Raw genomic sequence first — 15,598 nt, 5'->3', positions numbered from 1 at the left:
ATGACGGAGACACAGGCGAAGTCGGGGAACAAGGGGACCTCGGCCACCCCGGCCGAGGAGGAGGCTGCGCAGGGCGGTACACCAGCTACCGGCCGTGCGGCTGTGGGCCGGGCCACGGTTCCCGCCGATGCGCCTGCCCCGAAGTTCACCCGCGCCCCCGGCATGGCGCCGCCTCCGGACAAGCCGGGCGAGGACTCGGGTTCCCGGGACTCGTCGGCCGAGACAAAGGTCGACGCGCCGACGTCGGCCAACGGTCTGGCCGCTCCGGCGGCCAAGCCCGCGAACGCCACGAGCACACAGCCGATCAAGCCACCGGCCGCGGCCGGCCGGGCCTCCACCGGTACGACCGGCACCCAGCCGCGTATCGGCGCCGGCCTGGGCACCGCGCCGAAGACATCGCCCGACGGCGCCCGGCCGACCACCACCGGCGCCACCGGCCAGTCCCGGCCCGCGAACGGCGGGGGCCTGCCGCCGGGCGTCAGCGGCGCGGCCGCAGTCGGCGCCGCGCGCGTGGGCGAGGCGGTACGCGCCGCGCGTACCTCGGTCAGTTCGGCCGCGTCCCGCGGGCCGCGACGGGCCCGGCTGAACCTGAAGCGGATCGACCCCTGGTCCGTGATGAAGTTCGCGTTCGCGGTGTCCGTGGTGCTCTTCATCGTGGTCGTCGTGGCGACCTCGGTGCTCTACCTCGCGCTGGACGCGATGGGCGTGTTCAAGAGCGTCAACGACAGCCTGACCGACCTGGTGAACGCCGGCGGCGGCCAGGGCGGCGGCGGCTTCCGGATCACCGCCAAGGGCGTGATCCTGACGTCGGCGCTGATCGGCCTGGTCAACGTCGTGCTGTTCACCGCGCTGGCCACGCTCAGCGCGTTCGTCTACAACGTCTGCGCCGACCTGGTCGGCGGGATCGAGCTGACGCTCGCCGAGCGGGACTGATTCGGTCGACGCCGGGGCGCCGCGCAAAGCGGTCGCCCCGGCGTCGTGCGTCCGGGTAGGTTCGGGGTGGCGCGGGTGCTTCCGCCACGGACCCCCCGATTTGGGCGCGGCGGAGGCGATGGGTTAACCTTGCTCGTCGCCACGCGGGGCTATAGCTCAGTCGGTTAGAGCGCAGAGCTGATAACTCTGAGGTCGCTGGTTCGATTCCAGCTAGCCCCACCGCACATCGTCCGACGGCAGTCGAGCACGAGGGGTCAAGCACATGTTCAAGAAGCTCCTGATCCTGGCCGGCATCGTCGGTGTGGCCGCCGTCGTGGCCAAGAAGGTCAAGGCGTCGAACGACGAGCGCGCCCTGTGGCACGAGGCGACCACCGCGCCCGACCTGCGCTGAGCGCGCCGACACGGGGCCCTAGCTCAACTGGCAGAGCACTGCCTTTGCAAGGCAGGGGTTAGGGGTTCGAGTCCCCTGGGCTCCACCACATCATCTGGCCAGGTCAGGGCCCGTGACACGTCCGGCTAGACGCTCTTGCACCGTTGACGGTGGGACTACCGTCGGAGGCGTGATCGTGCGTACGCGCTGGACGATCCCCCACCCGCCTGAGGTGCTGTGGCCGGCACTCTGCGACTCACGCCTCGAACTGCAGCCCCGGTGCCCGGTGTTCTACCTGGGTACGCCTCGACCGACGATGTGCCGGTTGCCCGATGGCCCAGGCGAGGTAGACGCGGCCCGGCAGTGTATCTCGGAGCAAGGGGTGGTGCGGCAGCGCATCACCGTATGGGAGCCACCAGCCCGGCTGGCGTTCCACATGGAGTCGACGGATCTCGGTTTCCACCGCTACGTTGACTATCTCGGGGATCTATTCGAGATGGCCCCTGCTGGCCGTGGCACGCACGTCACCCGGACCACGATGGTGACAGTCCACGGGTTCGGCCGCGCCGTGCTCTATCCGGCGTTATGGGTCGGGTTGAAGTCGGTGCACCGCTTCGTGTTCCGCAACTGGCAGACGATGGTGTTATCGCCCCCGCGGCCGGGTGACGCTCCCTCGCCTACTAGGTGACGGCCGTCTGCCGCATATGGAGTCTCCTGACCTGCCACCACATGCTTGACGAATCCGTCCCAGCACATGCTTTACGTTTGGCCTAGATTCCGTGGTCGGCCTTGCGGGCCCGCCTGTGCTTCCAGGCGTAGATGAATGCTGCCAGGCCGATTACGGCGAGTGCGCCGGCGATGGCTGCGTGGACGGCGAGTCTGTGTTCGGCTGCGGTGATGTCGGTGGCTTGCTTCTCCAGCATCTCGGGAGTGGGGTCCTGGTAGGGCATCGAGATCCCGGACAGATCCAGGAACGGCAGGCACGGCAGCAGGCACGAGGCGATGAGCAGGAGAACCCCGGCGGTCAGCGCTAGGCGGGCACGCGACATCGCGACAGGCTTTCACAGGGCTCGTCTTCTGCGTTGACCGCCTCACGCCGTGGTCACCTTGCGGGGCCGGCTGGTTGAAAGAAATATGACGCAAGATGTCAGGTTTCGGGTGAAGCATGGGTTCATCGGTCGGCGCCGGTGAGAGGCGCGGACCACGGCGCAGATAGATGCGGAAAGACAAGGACCTCTTGATCGGCGGGAACTCACTCGCTCCCGCCTCACCCCATAGGCTCCGCCACTCGGAGTCGTCGCCGAGGACCCGGTCAAGTGCTTCGATCGCCAGTTGTGGCAGGTCGTCGTCCAAGCCAAGGGCTTTGCAAGGAAGAAGTTCGGGGTTCGAGGACCTCAGGCCGGGAACGGACGGTTGACGCGTGCGTCGGTGAGGACGGCGGTCCACCAGGCCCGTTCGGCCAGCGCGCTGGCCAGCGCCTTGTTCGTGCCGTCGGCGGGTGTGAAGCGGTTGCTGTCGTCCAGGGCTTCCCACGGGGCAGCCAGTCCGAGGCAGCGTCGCGTGGTGACCATGTTCAGTTCGGCCAGGACACCGCGCAGGTGTTCGATCGCCGCGTACCCGCCCTGGACTCCGTAGGCGACGACGGTGGCCGGCTTCAGCATCCAGGCGGCGTAGTGCCAGTCGATGAGCCGCTTCAGCGATGCGGGGTAGGAGTGGTTGTACTCCGGGGTGACAAACACGAACGCGTCGGCGGCTTCGATCCGGTCGGCGACCTCGGTCCTCGGGCCGCCGCCGGGAGAAAGCCGGGTGTCGTCGGGCAGGGTGATCCTGGCGAGGTCGATCAGGTCGACGTTGACGCCACTGCTCTGCTGGAGCGCGGCGACGACCCACTCGGCGATGGTCGGGCTCATCCGCCCGTTGCGAAGGCTGGAGGCGATCACCGCGACTCGCGTCGTGGTCTGCGCGGCGGTGGTGGAGTGGTGATTGGCATGTGCTGTCGGAGCGGTCATGTCCACCACGCTGCGGGTTGAACATATGTTGAAGTCAAGCCGGATCGACGCGCATCGTCGGGGGGAAGCAACCCCTCGCGGCGTACGGTGAGGGCATGACGCTCACGAACCCGGTCGTGGCATAGGCGACCGTCAGCGAGGTCGCCGCCGACAGTGGAGTGGCGCCCTCGGCGGTGCGGTTCTACGAGAAGCACGGCGTGATCAACGCGGTGCGTACCGCAGGCAACCAGCGCCGGTTCGACGAGTCCGCGGCCTGCCGCATCCATGTCGCCAAGCTCGCTCAGCGGGTCGGGTTGACGGTGCGCGAGATCGCCGAGTTGTTCTCCGCGCTTCCCGCCGACCCGGGACCCGAGGATTGGGGTCGGGTCGCCGAGCACATCGTCACCGAGGCCGAGCAGCGCGTGGCCGACCTGAAGGCCCGGCTCGAACTGCTCGGTTCGGGCGCCAGGCTCTGCGATCTGGGAGCGGCACTGGACTCCTGACGCCGCCGGCTCGGCACCCGGCTGGAGGCGCTGGACCCTGACCGCCGCCGGAAGGCGCTACCGCCTCGTCGCGTACCTGCTCAGGGTCACGCCGCCGGGAAACGTCCGCGTCTCCACCAGGTCGAGCTTCGACCAGCCGTCCAGCGCGCCGAAGAACGGCGCGCCGGCGCCCACGAGGACCGGGTGGGTGACGATCTCGTACTCGTCGATCAGCGCGGCCCGCATGGCCGCCCCCGCGAGGGCTGCGCCACCGACCCTCATCGGGCCGCCGTCCCCGGCCTTGAGCCGGGTTATCTCGGCGATCGCGTCCCCGGTGAACAGGCGGGCGTTCCAGTCGACCTTGTCGATGGTGGAGGAGAACACCACCTTCGGCGTGTCCCGCCAGTTCCGGGCGAACTCGATCTGCGCCGGGGTGGCGCCCGGCTGCTGGTCGCCGGTCGGCCAGTAGCCGCTCATGTTCTCCCACAGGCGGCGTCCGTACAGGAACAGGCTGACCGCCCGCTCCTGATCGAGCCACCACTGGAACAGTTCGTCGCTCGATTCGCCCCACCCGATGTCGTCGCCGGGCGCGGACACGTAGCCGTCCACTGTCAGGTTCATGCCGTAGATCAATTTCCGCACAGCGCATGCCTCCGTCGGTCGGTCCCGCAACACCGGACCCCGCAGGTCAGTCGTGGCGGTGACGCAGAATGTAGTCGATGTGGCGGATGGTGTCCCGGCGGTCGTACTCGCTGATCGAGTCCCACAGGTCCGCCAGCCAGTAGAGCGATCCGGACAGCATCCAGGCCCAACCGCGTACCCAGGTCGCCTCGTCGAACCCGAGCGCCTCCCGGTAGGCGGCCCGGGCGCGGGCGTCGAACAGGCTCCAGCCGGGTCGCACCTCGACGGCCGGATCGCCGCGGCCGAGACCGCCGAAGTCGATCACGCCGGTGAGCCGGCCCCGGTCGACCAGCAGGTTGCCCGCCAGCAGATCACCGTGCAGCCACACCGGCGGTCCCGGCCACTCGTCCGTCGCCATCGCCTCGTCCCACGCCGCGGTCACTGCCCGGCCGTCGATCCGGTCGCCCAGCTCCGCGATCGACCGGCGGGTCAGTTCGTCGCGCTGCACCAGGGGTACGCCGCGCTGGATGCCTTCCTTGACCGGCCCGTCCATCGGGTCGATCGCGATCATCGCCCGTACGAAGCGGGCGAGGTCGACGGCGAGGTCGACGTGATCCTGCCCGGCTTGCGGGTTGTGCCCGTCGAGCCACGGGACGACGGTCCACGGCCACTGATAGTTCCCGCCCGGTTCGCCCACGGCGACCGGCACCGGCACTGGTACCGGGAGATGAGGGGCGAGCCGCGGCAGCCAGGTCGCGTCCGTCGTCACCTGGTCGACCGCCCACGGCGCCCGGGGCAGCCGTGCCGTCAGGGAGTCGCCCAGCCGGAACAGCGCGTTGTCGGTGCCGGTCAGCGGCTGCGGCACGATCGGCAGGCTCGACCATTCGGGGAACTGCTCGCTGATCAGGGCGCGTACCTGCTCGACAGTGACGACGATCTCTCCCGGGCGCATCGACGCGACCGTAGGACCCGCCGGATCACACGGTCAATCGAATTCGGAGCGCGGCGTGATCCTGATCATGAACCGATCGGTACAGAACTCTGCTACGGTTGGCTCCGAACCGAGCGGTACAAAATATGCGGAGGGGAACGAGCGATCATGAGCGCCACCACTGAGGAACTGCGTGACTTCTACCTGCGGTACGTCGATCTGGCGAACAAGCGGGAGTTCGACCGCATGGCCGACTTCGCCCACGAAGAGGTGATCATGAACGGCACGCCGGTCCGGATGGCGGACATGGTGGCCGAGTTCTACAAGCACGTCGAGGCGGTGCCGGATCTCCACTGGGAGATCCAGGATCTGGTCGTCGAGGGCGACCGGATCGCCGCCCGCCTCGTCGACACCGGAACGCCCGTCAAGGAGTGGAACGGCCTGGCGCCTACCGGCGCCTCGGTCTCGTTCGTCGAGACCGCCTTCTACCGGCTCCAGGACGGCAAGTTCAAGCACATGTCGTACCTGATGGACACCGACTCGGTGCGGCGGCAGCTCGCCGGCTGACCGGGGGAATCCGGAAACGCGGCGCGCCCAGCCCGATGCGACATCGAGCTGGGCGCGCCCAGGAAGCTATGCGACGAAGCGGGAACGACGTCGGCGTCCGATGACGTAGCTGGCGCCGCCGAGGAGCAGCAGCGCCCCGCCGATGCCGGCCACTGTCGCGGTGTCGGAGCCGGTCACCGGCAGGCCGCCACCCTCGCCACCACCGTCGCCGCCGGGTACGCCCACGCTGGCGGAGGGACTGAGGGGCGGCACGACTGTCGACGTGGCGCTGGGCGTCGCGGTCGGCGTGGTCGTGGGCTGAGACGGCGTCGGCGTCGGCTGGGATGCGCAGTCGAGCGCGCGAGCCTCGTACAGGCCGTTGTTCAGGTAGGCGAGGTAGGCCTCGACGGACGGGTTGTCGAGCACCTTCTGCGCGGCGGCCCGCACGTTGGGGCCGGCACCCGTCATGGTCTGGCCGATCGAGACGCGCAGAGCCGTCGCCCAGCGATTCTCCACGTTCTTGAGGTATGCGCGAAGGTCGTCCGAGGTGCCCTTCAGCCGCTCCTCGATCTCGCCCGGCAGAACGGGCAACGATTCGGCCTGCGCCTCGGCCAGGAGCCGGTAGGCCAGCAGCCGCAGCTCGGAAACGTTGGCCGTGTCCAAGTCGATGGTGACGAGCTCGCGGAAATCCTTGTACACCTTGCGTTCGACTGTCTGGCAGGCGTCGTTCAGCCCGGGCACTGCGGTCTGCGCCGCCGCGGGCGCCGCCGGAATCACAAAGGCCAGCGCCACCAGGGCGCCGGCCGGGATTTTCCATCGCATGTGGACTTTCCTCCCCGTGTAGATCAAAACATGGAGATGTTACCGGCGTCCCTTCGAAATGCAAGGAGCATTGATTGCGCTAACGGTGCAGTCGATCAACCGCCTCTCTTATCGCCGCGACCCGGCTCGCCAGTGGGCCGGCCGGCGCGTCGGCGAGGTCGAATCCGGCCTCGCGATAGGTCAACTCGTGGATCCGCTCGAAGACGAGTGATTCCTCGAAGGTGATCCGGCGAGCGGCGGTCGCCTCCACGAAGCCCTGATGGCGTACGAAGAAAGCGGTTTGTTCGTAGTGGCGATTCGCCGTCATGTCCTTGATCTCGGCGAGCAGCGCGGACGGTGCGGCCCGGCCCAGATAGCGGCACAACGCCAGCGTGCAGACGGGCGAACGGTCGTGGAAGACGACCTCGCCGGCGTTCGCCGCGGCTCGGCGACGGCGCTCCCGTTGGAGATTCAGCACCCGGTCGGCGAAGCCCGGCTCACGCCACGGCTCCGGTCGTCCGAGCGCCTGGTGAAGCGCGATCACGTCGGTCGCCGCCTCCTCCACGACGGGGTACCCGTCGATCTCCAGGTGCCGGAGGATCGCTGTCTTACCGGAGCCGGGAGCGCCGGTGAGGATGTATCCGGGCATGTCGTCCTCCGAATGGCGGGCAATCCGCTTGATAGGCAAGCCGTCACTTGCATATGGTGGGTGACGTGGGCGATCTGTACCAGGCGCTGGCCGACCACACCCGCCGCCTGATCCTCGACGAGCTGACCGAGCGCGACGGTCAGACCCTGTTCGAGATCTGCGGGCGGCTGGCCACGAAGCACCAGGTCACGTCGTCCCGGCAGGCGATCTCCCAGCACCTCGACGTCCTGGAGGCCGCCGGCCTGGTCGTCACGCGGCGGCAGGGTCGCTACAAGTTCCACCACCTCGACACCCGGCCGCTGCGGGCCGTCACCGAACGATGGCTCAGGTCCGCCGAACCCACCCAGGAGAACCCATGAGAATCAACCTCACCAGCGTGTACGTCGACGACCAGGACAAGGCGCTGCGCTTCTACACCGAGGTGCTGGGCTTCGTGAAGAAGACAGACGTGCCGACCGGGGAGTACCGCTGGCTGACAGTGGTCTCGCCGGACGCCCCGGACGGCGTGGAACTGCTGCTGGAGCCCGACGCGCACCCGGCCGCCAAGGCGTTCAAGGAGGCGCTCGCGGCCGACGGCATCCCGCTGACGCAGTTCGCGGTCGACGACGTGGCCGCCGAGCACGAGCGGCTGCGGGGCCTCGGCGTGCTGTTCACCCAGGAGCCGGTCGACATGGGCCCGGTGACCACCGCGGTGTTCGACGACACCTGCGGCAACCTGATCCAGATCGCACAGTACCGGTAGCCGGGCGCTGACGCCGCGCTGAACCGCTGGACACGATCGGTCACCCTGGCGGCATGACGGTGTGGCGGCGCCCGTACTCGCTGGACCTGGCCACCTCCGGCTCCATGGTCGTGGCGGGGCTGGCGGTCGGCTACTTCGTGCTCATCGTGTTCGGGGTCCGTAGCGGCAGTCTCCTGGAACGGGAGGCGGTCGTCCTCGGAGTGTGGAACGCCGGCGTCCTCGCCGTCGCGGTCCGCCGCGCGATGCTCGGCGTCTGGGTGAGCCCCGTCGGCATACGTTCCCGTTCGCTGCTCCACACGACCACCGTGCCGTGGGCGTCGGTTGTGGATATCCACAGCGGTGCGAGTTCGATAATGGGTCTGGACATGGGACGCGACGCGATCGTCATCGAGCGGACCGACGGCGCGCCGGTGCAGACGCCGATCCAGTCCGGCGCCATCGTCCGGCCGTTCCGCCTGGAGCTGACCCGGCTGGTCACCTGGCCGGAGCACTACGACGAGATCCTCGCGAACCTGCGGGAGTGCCACCGCGAGGCCCGGCCCCCGGAGCAGCGCGCGGCGGCGAGCCCGGCGCCGGGTCCGGTCCGCGTCGACCGTCCGGACCGGACCCGGCCGCCCGCGCCGGCCGCCGGGCGGCGGCGTGACATCCACGCGCTGACCCGGCAGTACGAGCGCGGGGTGCTGACCGACGCCGAGTACGCGGCCGAGTTGGCGCGGCTGCGGGGTGACGAGTAGGCGTCAGGCGAGCCGGTCGAGCAGTTCGCGGCTGCGGCTCACCACGAGCGCGGTCGCCTCGGCGTCGTACGAGGGCAGCGAGTTGTCGGTGAACAGGTGCCGGTCGCCGGGGTAGACGTACAGCTCGCCGCGTTCGGGGCCGACGATCGACACCAGCTCACGGGCGGCGTCCACGTCGCCTTCCAGCCCGAAGAACGGGTCCTGCTCCATGCCGTGCACCTGTACCGCCACGCCGTCGGGCCAGGGGCCGATCGCCCACTCACCGGTCACCGGCAGGCAGGCTTCGTAGAGCAGGGCGGCCCGGGCGCCGGGCCGGGTCTGGGCGAGCCGCTGGGCGATGGCGGCGCCCCAGGAGACACCCGCGTGGACGAGGTCGGCGGGCAGGTCGGCGACGACCGCGTCGGCGCGCTGGTCGAGGACGTCGCCGCCGATGCGCTTGACCAGCGCGGCGCCGTCGGAGATGGTGGCCGGCCGTTCGCCGTCGAATAAGTCCGGGGTGTGCACGGTGTGTCCGCCGGCGCGCAGGGAGTCGGCGAGGGCGCGTACGCCGTCGGTGAGCCCTTGAATGTGGTGGAAGAGCACGATCTCGGCCATCACTACACTCCTGAGTTGTCAGACCAGAGTTATCGAACGAACCAGAATTTTAGAACGGTCGAGAAATGTCGGTCAATCAGCGGATCCCGGACTACGACCTCGAGGACCTGCTCGTGGTCACCGCCCCGGAGCAGTTGCGCGCGCTCGCCGACCCGCTGCGCAGCACGCTCCTGGAACTGCTCCTGGAACGCGCCGCCACGGTGAACGAGCTGGCCCGCGCGGTCGACCGGCCGAAGAGCAGCGTCGCGTACCACGTGAACCAACTGGTGGACGCCGGGCTGCTGCGCGTGGTGCGGACCCGGCGGGTACGCGCCATCGAAGAGCGGTTCTACGGGCGTGTCGCCCGCACCTTCTACGTCGGCACGCTCACCCGGACAGAGGACAAGCAGGTCGTGTCCCGGATCAACGGCCTCGCCGAAGCAGCCGCCGAGGCGGCCGCCGCGGATGCCGCCGACGAACTGCGGTGCACGCTCGTGCACGCGCGCATCCCGATCGAGGACGTCCGCGAATTCTGGGCGGAGGTGCAGGCGCTGGCCCGGCGGTTCGCGCAGATCCCCCGCGCCGGGGACCAGGTGTACGGCTTCGCCGCCGGCCTCTACCCCACGGACGCGCCCACGCTCCCCGACACGGACGCCGGGTAACGCCACCCGACGGGGTCTTGCCGGGGCGGCGAAGAGAGCAGGCTAGCGTCGGAAGCGTGAGCACCGGATCCCCGCGCGTCCTGCCGGCCGAGCGCGGCATCGACGAGGCCGCCGCTGTTCTGCGCGCCGGCGGGCTGGTCGCCTTCCCCACCGAAACCGTCTACGGCCTGGGCGCCAACGCGCTCGACGCGCGGGCGGCGGCCCGGATCTTCGAGGCCAAGGCGCGGCCCAGCTTCGACCCGCTGATCAGTCACCTGGCCGACGCCGCCGACCTGGCCGCGCTGGTGGGCGAGGTGCCGGCGGCGGTGGCCGAGCTGGCGAAGCGCTTCTGGCCCGGCCCGCTCACCCTGATCGTGGACCGACCGGAGATCATCCCGCCGATCGTCACCTCCGGCCTGGACACCATGGCGGTACGCGTACCGGACGAGCCGTCGGCGCGGGCGCTGATCGCGGCGGCCGGCGTGCCGGTGGCGGCGCCGAGCGCGAACCGGTTCGGCCAGCTCAGCCCGACACGCGCCGAGCACGTGGTGGCCGGGCTGGGCGGCGCCGTGGACGTGGTGCTCGACGGCGGGCCCACCCGGTGCGGCATCGAGTCGACGATCGTGGACGCCCGGGGCGACCGGCCGGTGGTGCTGCGGCTGGGCGCGCTTCCGGTCGAGGCGATCATCGAGGCGGTCGGCCCGGTCGAGGTGCGCCAGGGCAGCTCCGGTCAGCCCGTCGCGCCCGGGACGCTGGCCGCGCACTACGCCCCGCGTACCCCGTTGCGGTTGGGCGCGGCGGCCGAGCCCGGCGGCGGCCGGCGGGGGTTCCTGGCCTTCCGGGAGCCACCGGCGGACGGCGACTGGGCGGCGGTGGAGGTGCTGTCGCCCGACGGCGACGTGACCGCGGCGGCGGCGCGACTGTTCGACGCGCTGCACCGGCTGGACGCGGCCGGGGTGACCGAGATCGTCGCCGAGCCGGTGCCGGACACCGGAGTGGGCCGCGCGATAAACGACCGGCTGCGCCGGGCCGCCGCCACCTGGCACTAGAACTGTTCCGCGTCGGGACGCCCGTGCGAGCCGGGCTGCGGCATGCGGTCCATCAGCTTGGTGAGCGTGCCGTTGGCGAACGTCGCGCCGAGCGCCGAGCCGGTGGCGATTGCCCAGCCCACCGGTCCCATCGGGGTGCAGCCGAAGAACTGGCTGACACCAGGCGTCTGCACCACCGCGACGAGCGCGCCCACCGACGCGGCGGTGGCGGCGAGCACGCTGGGGCTGGTGCCGCCGGCCAGTACGGTCTGGCCGAGCTGAGTGCCGATCAGGGACGCCAGCGCGACGGTGCTGGCCCGCCGCTGGGTGCCGGTCCACCTGGCGATCGTCCAGCCGGCGGTCGCGCCCAGCGTGGTCGACGCCGCCCGCAGCCCGATCTCCCGGGTCATGGTCACACCGAGCGAGGAGTCCGGACCCTCGCGTAGCAGGTGGTCGGCGCGGTCGTCGGCCGGCGGCCGTACCGCGATGGCGAGCGCCGGCGCGAGATCGGTGAGCAGGTTGACCAGCAGCAGTTGCCGGCCGTTCAGGGCGGAGCGGCCGGTCGCGGCGGCGCTGAGCACGCTGAACGCGATCTCGCCGAGGTTGCCGCCGACCAGGATGCTGAGCGCGTGCCGCACCGACGACCACATGGCCCGGCCCTCGACCAGCGTGGCGATGATCGTCTCCAGCCGGTCGTCGGTGACCACCAGGTCGGCGGCGGCGCGGGCGGCTGGTGTGCCCCGTTGACCGAGCGCGATACCGACGTCGGCGAGCCGGATCGCCGGGGCGTCGTTGGCGCCGTCACCTGTCATCGCGACGGTCCGGTCCTGGCGCTGCAAAGCCTGAATGATCCGTACCTTGTGCGCCGGCGTGCAGCGCGCCACCACGTCGGTGGCCATCAGGCGCTCGGCGAGGGCGGCGTCGTCCAGCCGGTCCAGGTCGGTGGCGGTGACGACGCGCTGGCCGCCGTCCTCCGGGCTGATCGTGGCGGCGATCGCCTCGGCGGTGGCCGGGTGATCGCCGGTGATCATGACGGTGTGTACGCCGGCGGCCCGGATCCGGGCCACCGCCGGCCGGGCGCTGTCCCGCACCCCGTCGGCGAGCGTCAGGAAACCCACGAAGACCAGACCGTTCACCTGCTCGTCGCTGACCTGCTCGGTGGAGACCCGGCACTCGGCCACGGCGAGAATGCGGTGCCCGGCACCGGCCCGCCCGGCCAGCATGGCCTGCACCTCCTCGCGCCCCGCCGCATCGAGCGGCCGGTCCCCCTCGGCGGTGCGCCGCGACGCGCAGCGCGGCAGCACCGACTCGGGGGCGCCCTTCACGCTCAGCAGCAGCCCGCCGGAGGAGCGGCCGACAGCGGCGCTGTAGCCCCGGGACGGCTCGAACGGCAGCCCGGCCGTGGCGGTCCACTCCGCGGCGCCGGTCCGCTCGGTCACCTCGGCGGCGTCCGCGCCGTGGCGTACCGCCCGGTCGGTCTGCTGCGGCAACTCGTCCGGGTCGGCGGCGGACGGGGTGGCCCGCACCGCGGCGGCCAGCGTCGACCGCAGCGGCTCGTCCAGTTCGCCCAGCACAGCGTACCGGCCGTCACCGGTGCCCACCCCGGCCAGCAGCAGCTTCCCCTCGGTGAGCGTGCCGGTCTTGTCGAAGCAGAGCACGTCGACGCGGCCCAGCGCCTCGATGGTCCGGGGGTTGCGGACCAGGGCGCCGTGCTCGGCCAGCCGCCGCGCCGCCGCCAGCTGCGCGGCGCTGACCAGGAACGGCAACCCCTCCGGCACCGACGCCACGGCCAGGTTCGCGGCGGTCGCCGCCGTTTCGGCAAGGGGTACGCCCCGAAGCAGCCCCGCACCGGCCACCGAGATCGCCGAGGCGGCCGCCAGCGGTACGGCGCTGCTGGTCAGCTTGCCCAGCCGCGCCTCCACACCACTGGCGGGCGGGGCCTGCCGGGCCATCGCGAGGCTCCGCCCGGACTCGGTCTCCGCGCCGGTGGCCACCACCACAGCGGTGCCGTGCCCGGCGGCGACTGTGGTGCCCTCGAACAGCATCGAGTGCCGCTCGGCGATGGCCGCCGCGACCACCGGATCGGGGCTCTTCGCCACCGGCAGCGACTCACCGGTCAGTGACGACTCGTCCGCCTCCAGCCCGTCACTCGTCAGCACCCGGCAGTCGGCCGGTACGGCGTCCCCGGAGCTGATCGTGATCACGTCGCCGCGTACCAGCTCCTCGGCGGGCACCACCCGTTCCGCGCCGTCGCGCAGCACCCGGGCGGTGACCGCCGAGCGGGACAGCAGCTCGGCCAGCGACCGTTCGGTGTTGCGCTGGTGCACCGCGCCGACCAGCGCCGACCCGCCCACCACGCCGCCGACCAGCGCCGCGTCGACGAGTGAGCCGAACGCGGCGGAGAGCACCGCACCGGCGGCCAGCACCGGGGTGAGCGGGTTGGACAGCTCCTCGACGAACGAGCGGAGCAGCCCGGCCGGACCGTGCTCGTCGCCGACCTCGACGCGCCGCCGCCGGGTCGCCTCGCTCTCGGTCAGCCCGGACGCGTCGGTGCCGAGCTGTTCGAGGACGGTCTCCACCGGCATGAGATGCCAGGCGCTGAGCGCGGGCACCGGTACGCCGGTGCGGTCCGGCAGCCGGTGCGCCCGGAACACGCCGTGCGCGAACGCGAGCGCCGCCGCGCCGTTCACCGCCGCGAGCGTCGGGCGGGGCAGCCGCCGACGGTCGGCGGTGAATGCTCCGAGCGCGCCGAGCCCGGCGCCGGCCATGGCGATCCGGATGTTCTGCTCGGTCATCCGGCGGGCCACCCCGGCCGCGTCGATGAGCAGTGCCGGTACCCGCAGGTCGTCGCCGACCAGCAGGTGCGCGCCCCACGGGGGCAGGTCCTCCGGGCCGTACACGCCGAGGCCGCAGTCCGAGGCGGCGAGCGCCGACCGCTCGCCGGAGACCACCATCACCACCGCGCCCTCGCGTTGCAGGTCGTGCACCGCGTCGGCGAGCCGGGCGCCACCGGGTACGAGCAGGTCGGCGAAGTCGTACCGGCCGTCGTCCGCGCCGCCGACCACGAGCCGCAGGCCCGCCTGCCGGGCGGCCGACGCCAGCGCGTCCACGCCCGGTGCGGGCTCGGGCTCTACCCGCAGTACGGCGGCGAGCCGGCCGTTCTCGGCCAGCCCGAGCAGCCGTCCACCGTCGGCGCGCAGCCGCGCGCTGTCCGCGGTGTCCCCGGGATCGTCGGCGCCGAGCCGGTCCAGCGGGCCGATCCGCCAGCCGTCGGCGGCGCGTACCGCGTCCGGCTCGGCCGGGTCGAACAGCGCGAACGCCCGGGCGGCGACCTGCCCGGTGTCGGCGTCGGCCAGCGGCGCCAGGTCGGCCAGCACCCCCCGGTCCGAACCGAGCACCGCCGCGTCCAGCACCACCGTGTCGATCCGGTCCAGCTCACGCAGCACGCTGCGGTCCATCGCGATCACGCCGCGCCGGGCGAGCATCCGGCCCAGTTGGGCGCCGTAACCCTCGCGGCCGGAACCGGGCGCCTTCGGCAGCGAGGACAGTGCCAGCGCGGCGGCCCGCTTGGGTCCCAGCACCGGCAGCGCCGCCGCTCCGGCGACCGCGCCGGCCGGGAGTACCCGCTTGGCGTAGCGCTCCGGCTGCCCGTCCGGCACCGGGCACGGCCGCTCGCCGTCCGGCACCCGGGCCACAGCCCGTTCCGGGTCACCGGTCAGGTGTGGCTCGGCCCGCCGCCACGCGGCCAGTTGAGCGGCCCCCTCGCCCCACTGCACGACGCGCTGCGCGCCGTCCAGCACGATCCCGGCCCAGCCGCCGGTGAGACCCTGCACCACCGCCTCGGCCAGCGGGAACAGCACCTCGGCGCGCGGGTCGGCGCGGATGCCCAGCCCGGCCAGCGCGTGCAGCTTCGGGTGCAGGTCGACAGCGCCGAGCAGCCCGGCGACCTCGGCCGGCACGGGGGTGAGCGGCAGCACCCGGGTGGCGGCGGAGATGCCCAGTCCGAGCACGTCGGACAGCAGCGCGCCGAACGTGCGCGCGGTACGCGGGCCGTCCTCGGGCGGCTGTGGCGGCTCGATCTCCGGGTCCGGCTCGTACGGGCAGGTCTGCTCGACGCGGGCCACTGTGGCGATCAGATCGCGCAGTTTCGGCGCCGGCTCCCCGGTCGCCACCACCACCCGGCCGGACGGCGCGTTCACCCGCGCCCAGGTCACGCCCGGCATCGACTCCAGCGCCGCCTCGACCTGACGGGCGAGCCGGTCGCCGCCGTCCTGGCAGACGCCGTGCACCTCGATGTGGTGGCGGCCGTCCTGCGACCACACCCGGCGGCTGGTCAGCCCGGTGAGCCGGGCCAGCCGGGCGGCGGCCGTACCCACGCTTCCCGCGACCTCGGAGACCTTGGTGGGTACGACCGTCGGGGACAGCAGGAGGCCGGCGAAGCGTCCCAGCGCCATCTCGCCTCCCGGTCTCGTCCCGGCGGCCCGACTTCCCGGCGCGGCGTCCGTTATGCCACCCGGACGGCAGAAGTTCGGGGTCCGGTCGTTCCCGCCGGACGAGAC

General features: G+C 71.8%; 17 protein-coding genes, 2 tRNA genes and 2 pseudogenes. 12 read left to right on the top strand and 9 right to left on the bottom strand.

The genetic code is table 11. From position 1 onward, the window contains the following. The 5 genes from BAW75_RS01335 to BAW75_RS01320 all read left to right on the top strand — a co-directional run bounded on the left by BAW75_RS01335 (position 1) and on the right by BAW75_RS01320 (position 1,991). Positions 1 to 933, top strand: a complete 933-nt coding sequence (locus BAW75_RS01335) for a DUF3566 domain-containing protein (protein ID WP_043327671.1) — start codon at positions 1 to 3, stop codon at positions 931 to 933. A gap of 145 nt (positions 934 to 1,078) precedes the next feature. Beyond that, a tRNA-Ile gene (locus BAW75_RS01330) sits at positions 1,079 to 1,152 on the top strand. A 43-nt stretch (positions 1,153 to 1,195) separates the two neighbouring features. Then, positions 1,196 to 1,324 (top strand): DLW-39 family protein, encoded by a 129-nt coding sequence (locus BAW75_RS32730; protein ID WP_013283222.1) that lies wholly within the window; start codon positions 1,196 to 1,198, stop codon positions 1,322 to 1,324. A 12-nt stretch (positions 1,325 to 1,336) separates the two neighbouring features. Continuing rightward, positions 1,337 to 1,412, top strand: a tRNA-Ala gene (locus BAW75_RS01325). A gap of 81 nt (positions 1,413 to 1,493) precedes the next feature. Further along, positions 1,494 to 1,991 carry an SRPBCC family protein gene (locus BAW75_RS01320; RefSeq protein WP_167435510.1) on the top strand — a complete coding sequence of 166 codons (498 nt, stop codon included), beginning with the start codon at positions 1,494 to 1,496 and terminating at the stop codon, positions 1,989 to 1,991. 82 nt (positions 1,992 to 2,073) lie between these two features. Here the strand turns inward: BAW75_RS01320 and BAW75_RS01315 are convergent, their stop codons facing one another. The 3 genes and pseudogenes from BAW75_RS01315 to BAW75_RS32720 form a co-directional block, all read right to left on the bottom strand. Continuing rightward, complete coding sequence (locus tag BAW75_RS01315; RefSeq protein WP_104112369.1) at positions 2,074 to 2,352, bottom strand: hypothetical protein; 279 nt, start codon at positions 2,350 to 2,352, stop codon at positions 2,074 to 2,076. 223 nt (positions 2,353 to 2,575) lie between these two features. Continuing rightward, positions 2,576 to 2,749 (bottom strand): annotated as a pseudogene (locus BAW75_RS32725) (DUF4259 domain-containing protein); the annotation flags it as partial. Then, a complete protein-coding gene (locus tag BAW75_RS32720) occupies positions 2,698 to 3,312 on the bottom strand; it encodes an NADPH-dependent FMN reductase (protein ID WP_146074786.1) in 615 nt (204 codons plus the stop codon). The pseudogene BAW75_RS32725 and the gene BAW75_RS32720, both read right to left, overlap by 52 nt. A 140-nt stretch (positions 3,313 to 3,452) precedes the next feature. Here BAW75_RS32720 and BAW75_RS01305 point away from each other — a divergent pair. Further along, positions 3,453 to 3,794: pseudogene (locus tag BAW75_RS01305) on the top strand (MerR family transcriptional regulator); the annotation flags it as partial. Between the two features lie 57 nt (positions 3,795 to 3,851). Here the strand turns inward: BAW75_RS01305 and BAW75_RS01300 are convergent. Next, a complete protein-coding gene (locus tag BAW75_RS01300) occupies positions 3,852 to 4,415 on the bottom strand; it encodes a dihydrofolate reductase family protein (RefSeq protein ID WP_104112366.1) in 564 nt (187 codons plus the stop codon). A gap of 46 nt (positions 4,416 to 4,461) precedes the next feature. After that, a complete protein-coding gene (locus tag BAW75_RS01295; protein WP_104112365.1) occupies positions 4,462 to 5,346 on the bottom strand; it encodes an aminoglycoside phosphotransferase family protein in 885 nt (294 codons plus the stop codon). Positions 5,347 to 5,493: 147 nt separating this feature from the next. Between BAW75_RS01295 and BAW75_RS01290 the strand changes: the two genes are divergently transcribed. Next, positions 5,494 to 5,892 carry an ester cyclase gene (locus tag BAW75_RS01290; protein ID WP_104112364.1) on the top strand — a complete coding sequence of 133 codons (399 nt, stop codon included), beginning with the start codon at positions 5,494 to 5,496 and terminating at the stop codon, positions 5,890 to 5,892. Between the two features lie 66 nt (positions 5,893 to 5,958). On the opposite strand, the gene BAW75_RS01285 is transcribed toward BAW75_RS01290, so the two are convergent. Continuing rightward, entirely contained in the window at positions 5,959 to 6,693 is a 735-nt protein-coding gene (locus tag BAW75_RS01285; RefSeq protein ID WP_064448027.1) for an LPXTG cell wall anchor domain-containing protein, read from the bottom strand. A 79-nt stretch (positions 6,694 to 6,772) separates the two neighbouring features. After that, a complete protein-coding gene (locus BAW75_RS01280; protein ID WP_104112363.1) occupies positions 6,773 to 7,321 on the bottom strand; it encodes an AAA family ATPase in 549 nt (182 codons plus the stop codon). Positions 7,322 to 7,374: 53 nt separating this feature from the next. On the opposite strand from BAW75_RS01280, the gene BAW75_RS01275 reads away from it, so the two are divergent. The 3 genes from BAW75_RS01275 to BAW75_RS01265 are packed head-to-tail and all read left to right on the top strand — an operon-like array spanning position 7,375 to position 8,797. Continuing rightward, entirely contained in the window at positions 7,375 to 7,680 is a 306-nt protein-coding gene (locus BAW75_RS01275; RefSeq protein ID WP_043327664.1) for an ArsR/SmtB family transcription factor, read from the top strand. Then, entirely contained in the window at positions 7,677 to 8,063 is a 387-nt protein-coding gene (locus BAW75_RS01270) for a VOC family protein (protein ID WP_069089563.1), read from the top strand. The genes BAW75_RS01275 and BAW75_RS01270 overlap by 4 nt, the downstream gene beginning before the upstream one ends. Before the next feature lie 53 nt (positions 8,064 to 8,116). Continuing rightward, positions 8,117 to 8,797, top strand: coding sequence for a hypothetical protein (locus tag BAW75_RS01265; RefSeq protein ID WP_104112362.1), 681 nt, complete (start codon positions 8,117 to 8,119; stop codon positions 8,795 to 8,797). Between the two features lie 3 nt (positions 8,798 to 8,800). On the opposite strand, the gene BAW75_RS01260 is transcribed toward BAW75_RS01265, so the two are convergent. Beyond that, on the bottom strand, positions 8,801 to 9,391 hold the full coding sequence (locus BAW75_RS01260; RefSeq protein WP_104112361.1) for a dienelactone hydrolase family protein: 591 nt from the start codon (positions 9,389 to 9,391) through the stop codon (positions 8,801 to 8,803). Between the two features lie 65 nt (positions 9,392 to 9,456). Here BAW75_RS01260 and BAW75_RS01255 point away from each other — a divergent pair, with 65 nt between their 5' ends. Together BAW75_RS01255 and BAW75_RS01250 are read left to right on the top strand one after the other, a co-directional pair. Continuing rightward, positions 9,457 to 10,032, top strand: coding sequence for a winged helix-turn-helix domain-containing protein (locus BAW75_RS01255; RefSeq protein ID WP_104112360.1), 576 nt, complete (start codon positions 9,457 to 9,459; stop codon positions 10,030 to 10,032). A gap of 80 nt (positions 10,033 to 10,112) precedes the next feature. After that, positions 10,113 to 11,060 (top strand): L-threonylcarbamoyladenylate synthase, encoded by a 948-nt coding sequence (locus BAW75_RS01250; RefSeq protein WP_043330800.1) that lies wholly within the window; start codon positions 10,113 to 10,115, stop codon positions 11,058 to 11,060. Here BAW75_RS01250 and BAW75_RS01245 read toward each other — a convergent pair. Next, the gene (locus BAW75_RS01245; protein WP_104112359.1) at positions 11,057 to 15,493 is read right to left on the bottom strand and encodes a cation-translocating P-type ATPase; all 4,437 of its coding nucleotides are present in this window, start codon (positions 15,491 to 15,493) and stop codon (positions 11,057 to 11,059) included. The genes BAW75_RS01250 and BAW75_RS01245 overlap by 4 nt on opposite strands. Positions 15,494 to 15,598 lie beyond the last annotated feature (105 nt).

The organism is Micromonospora chalcea (assembly GCF_002926165.1).
Taxonomy (GTDB): Bacteria; Actinomycetota; Actinomycetes; order Mycobacteriales; family Micromonosporaceae; genus Micromonospora; species Micromonospora chalcea.
This window is presented reverse-complemented; position numbering and strand designations above follow the sequence as displayed.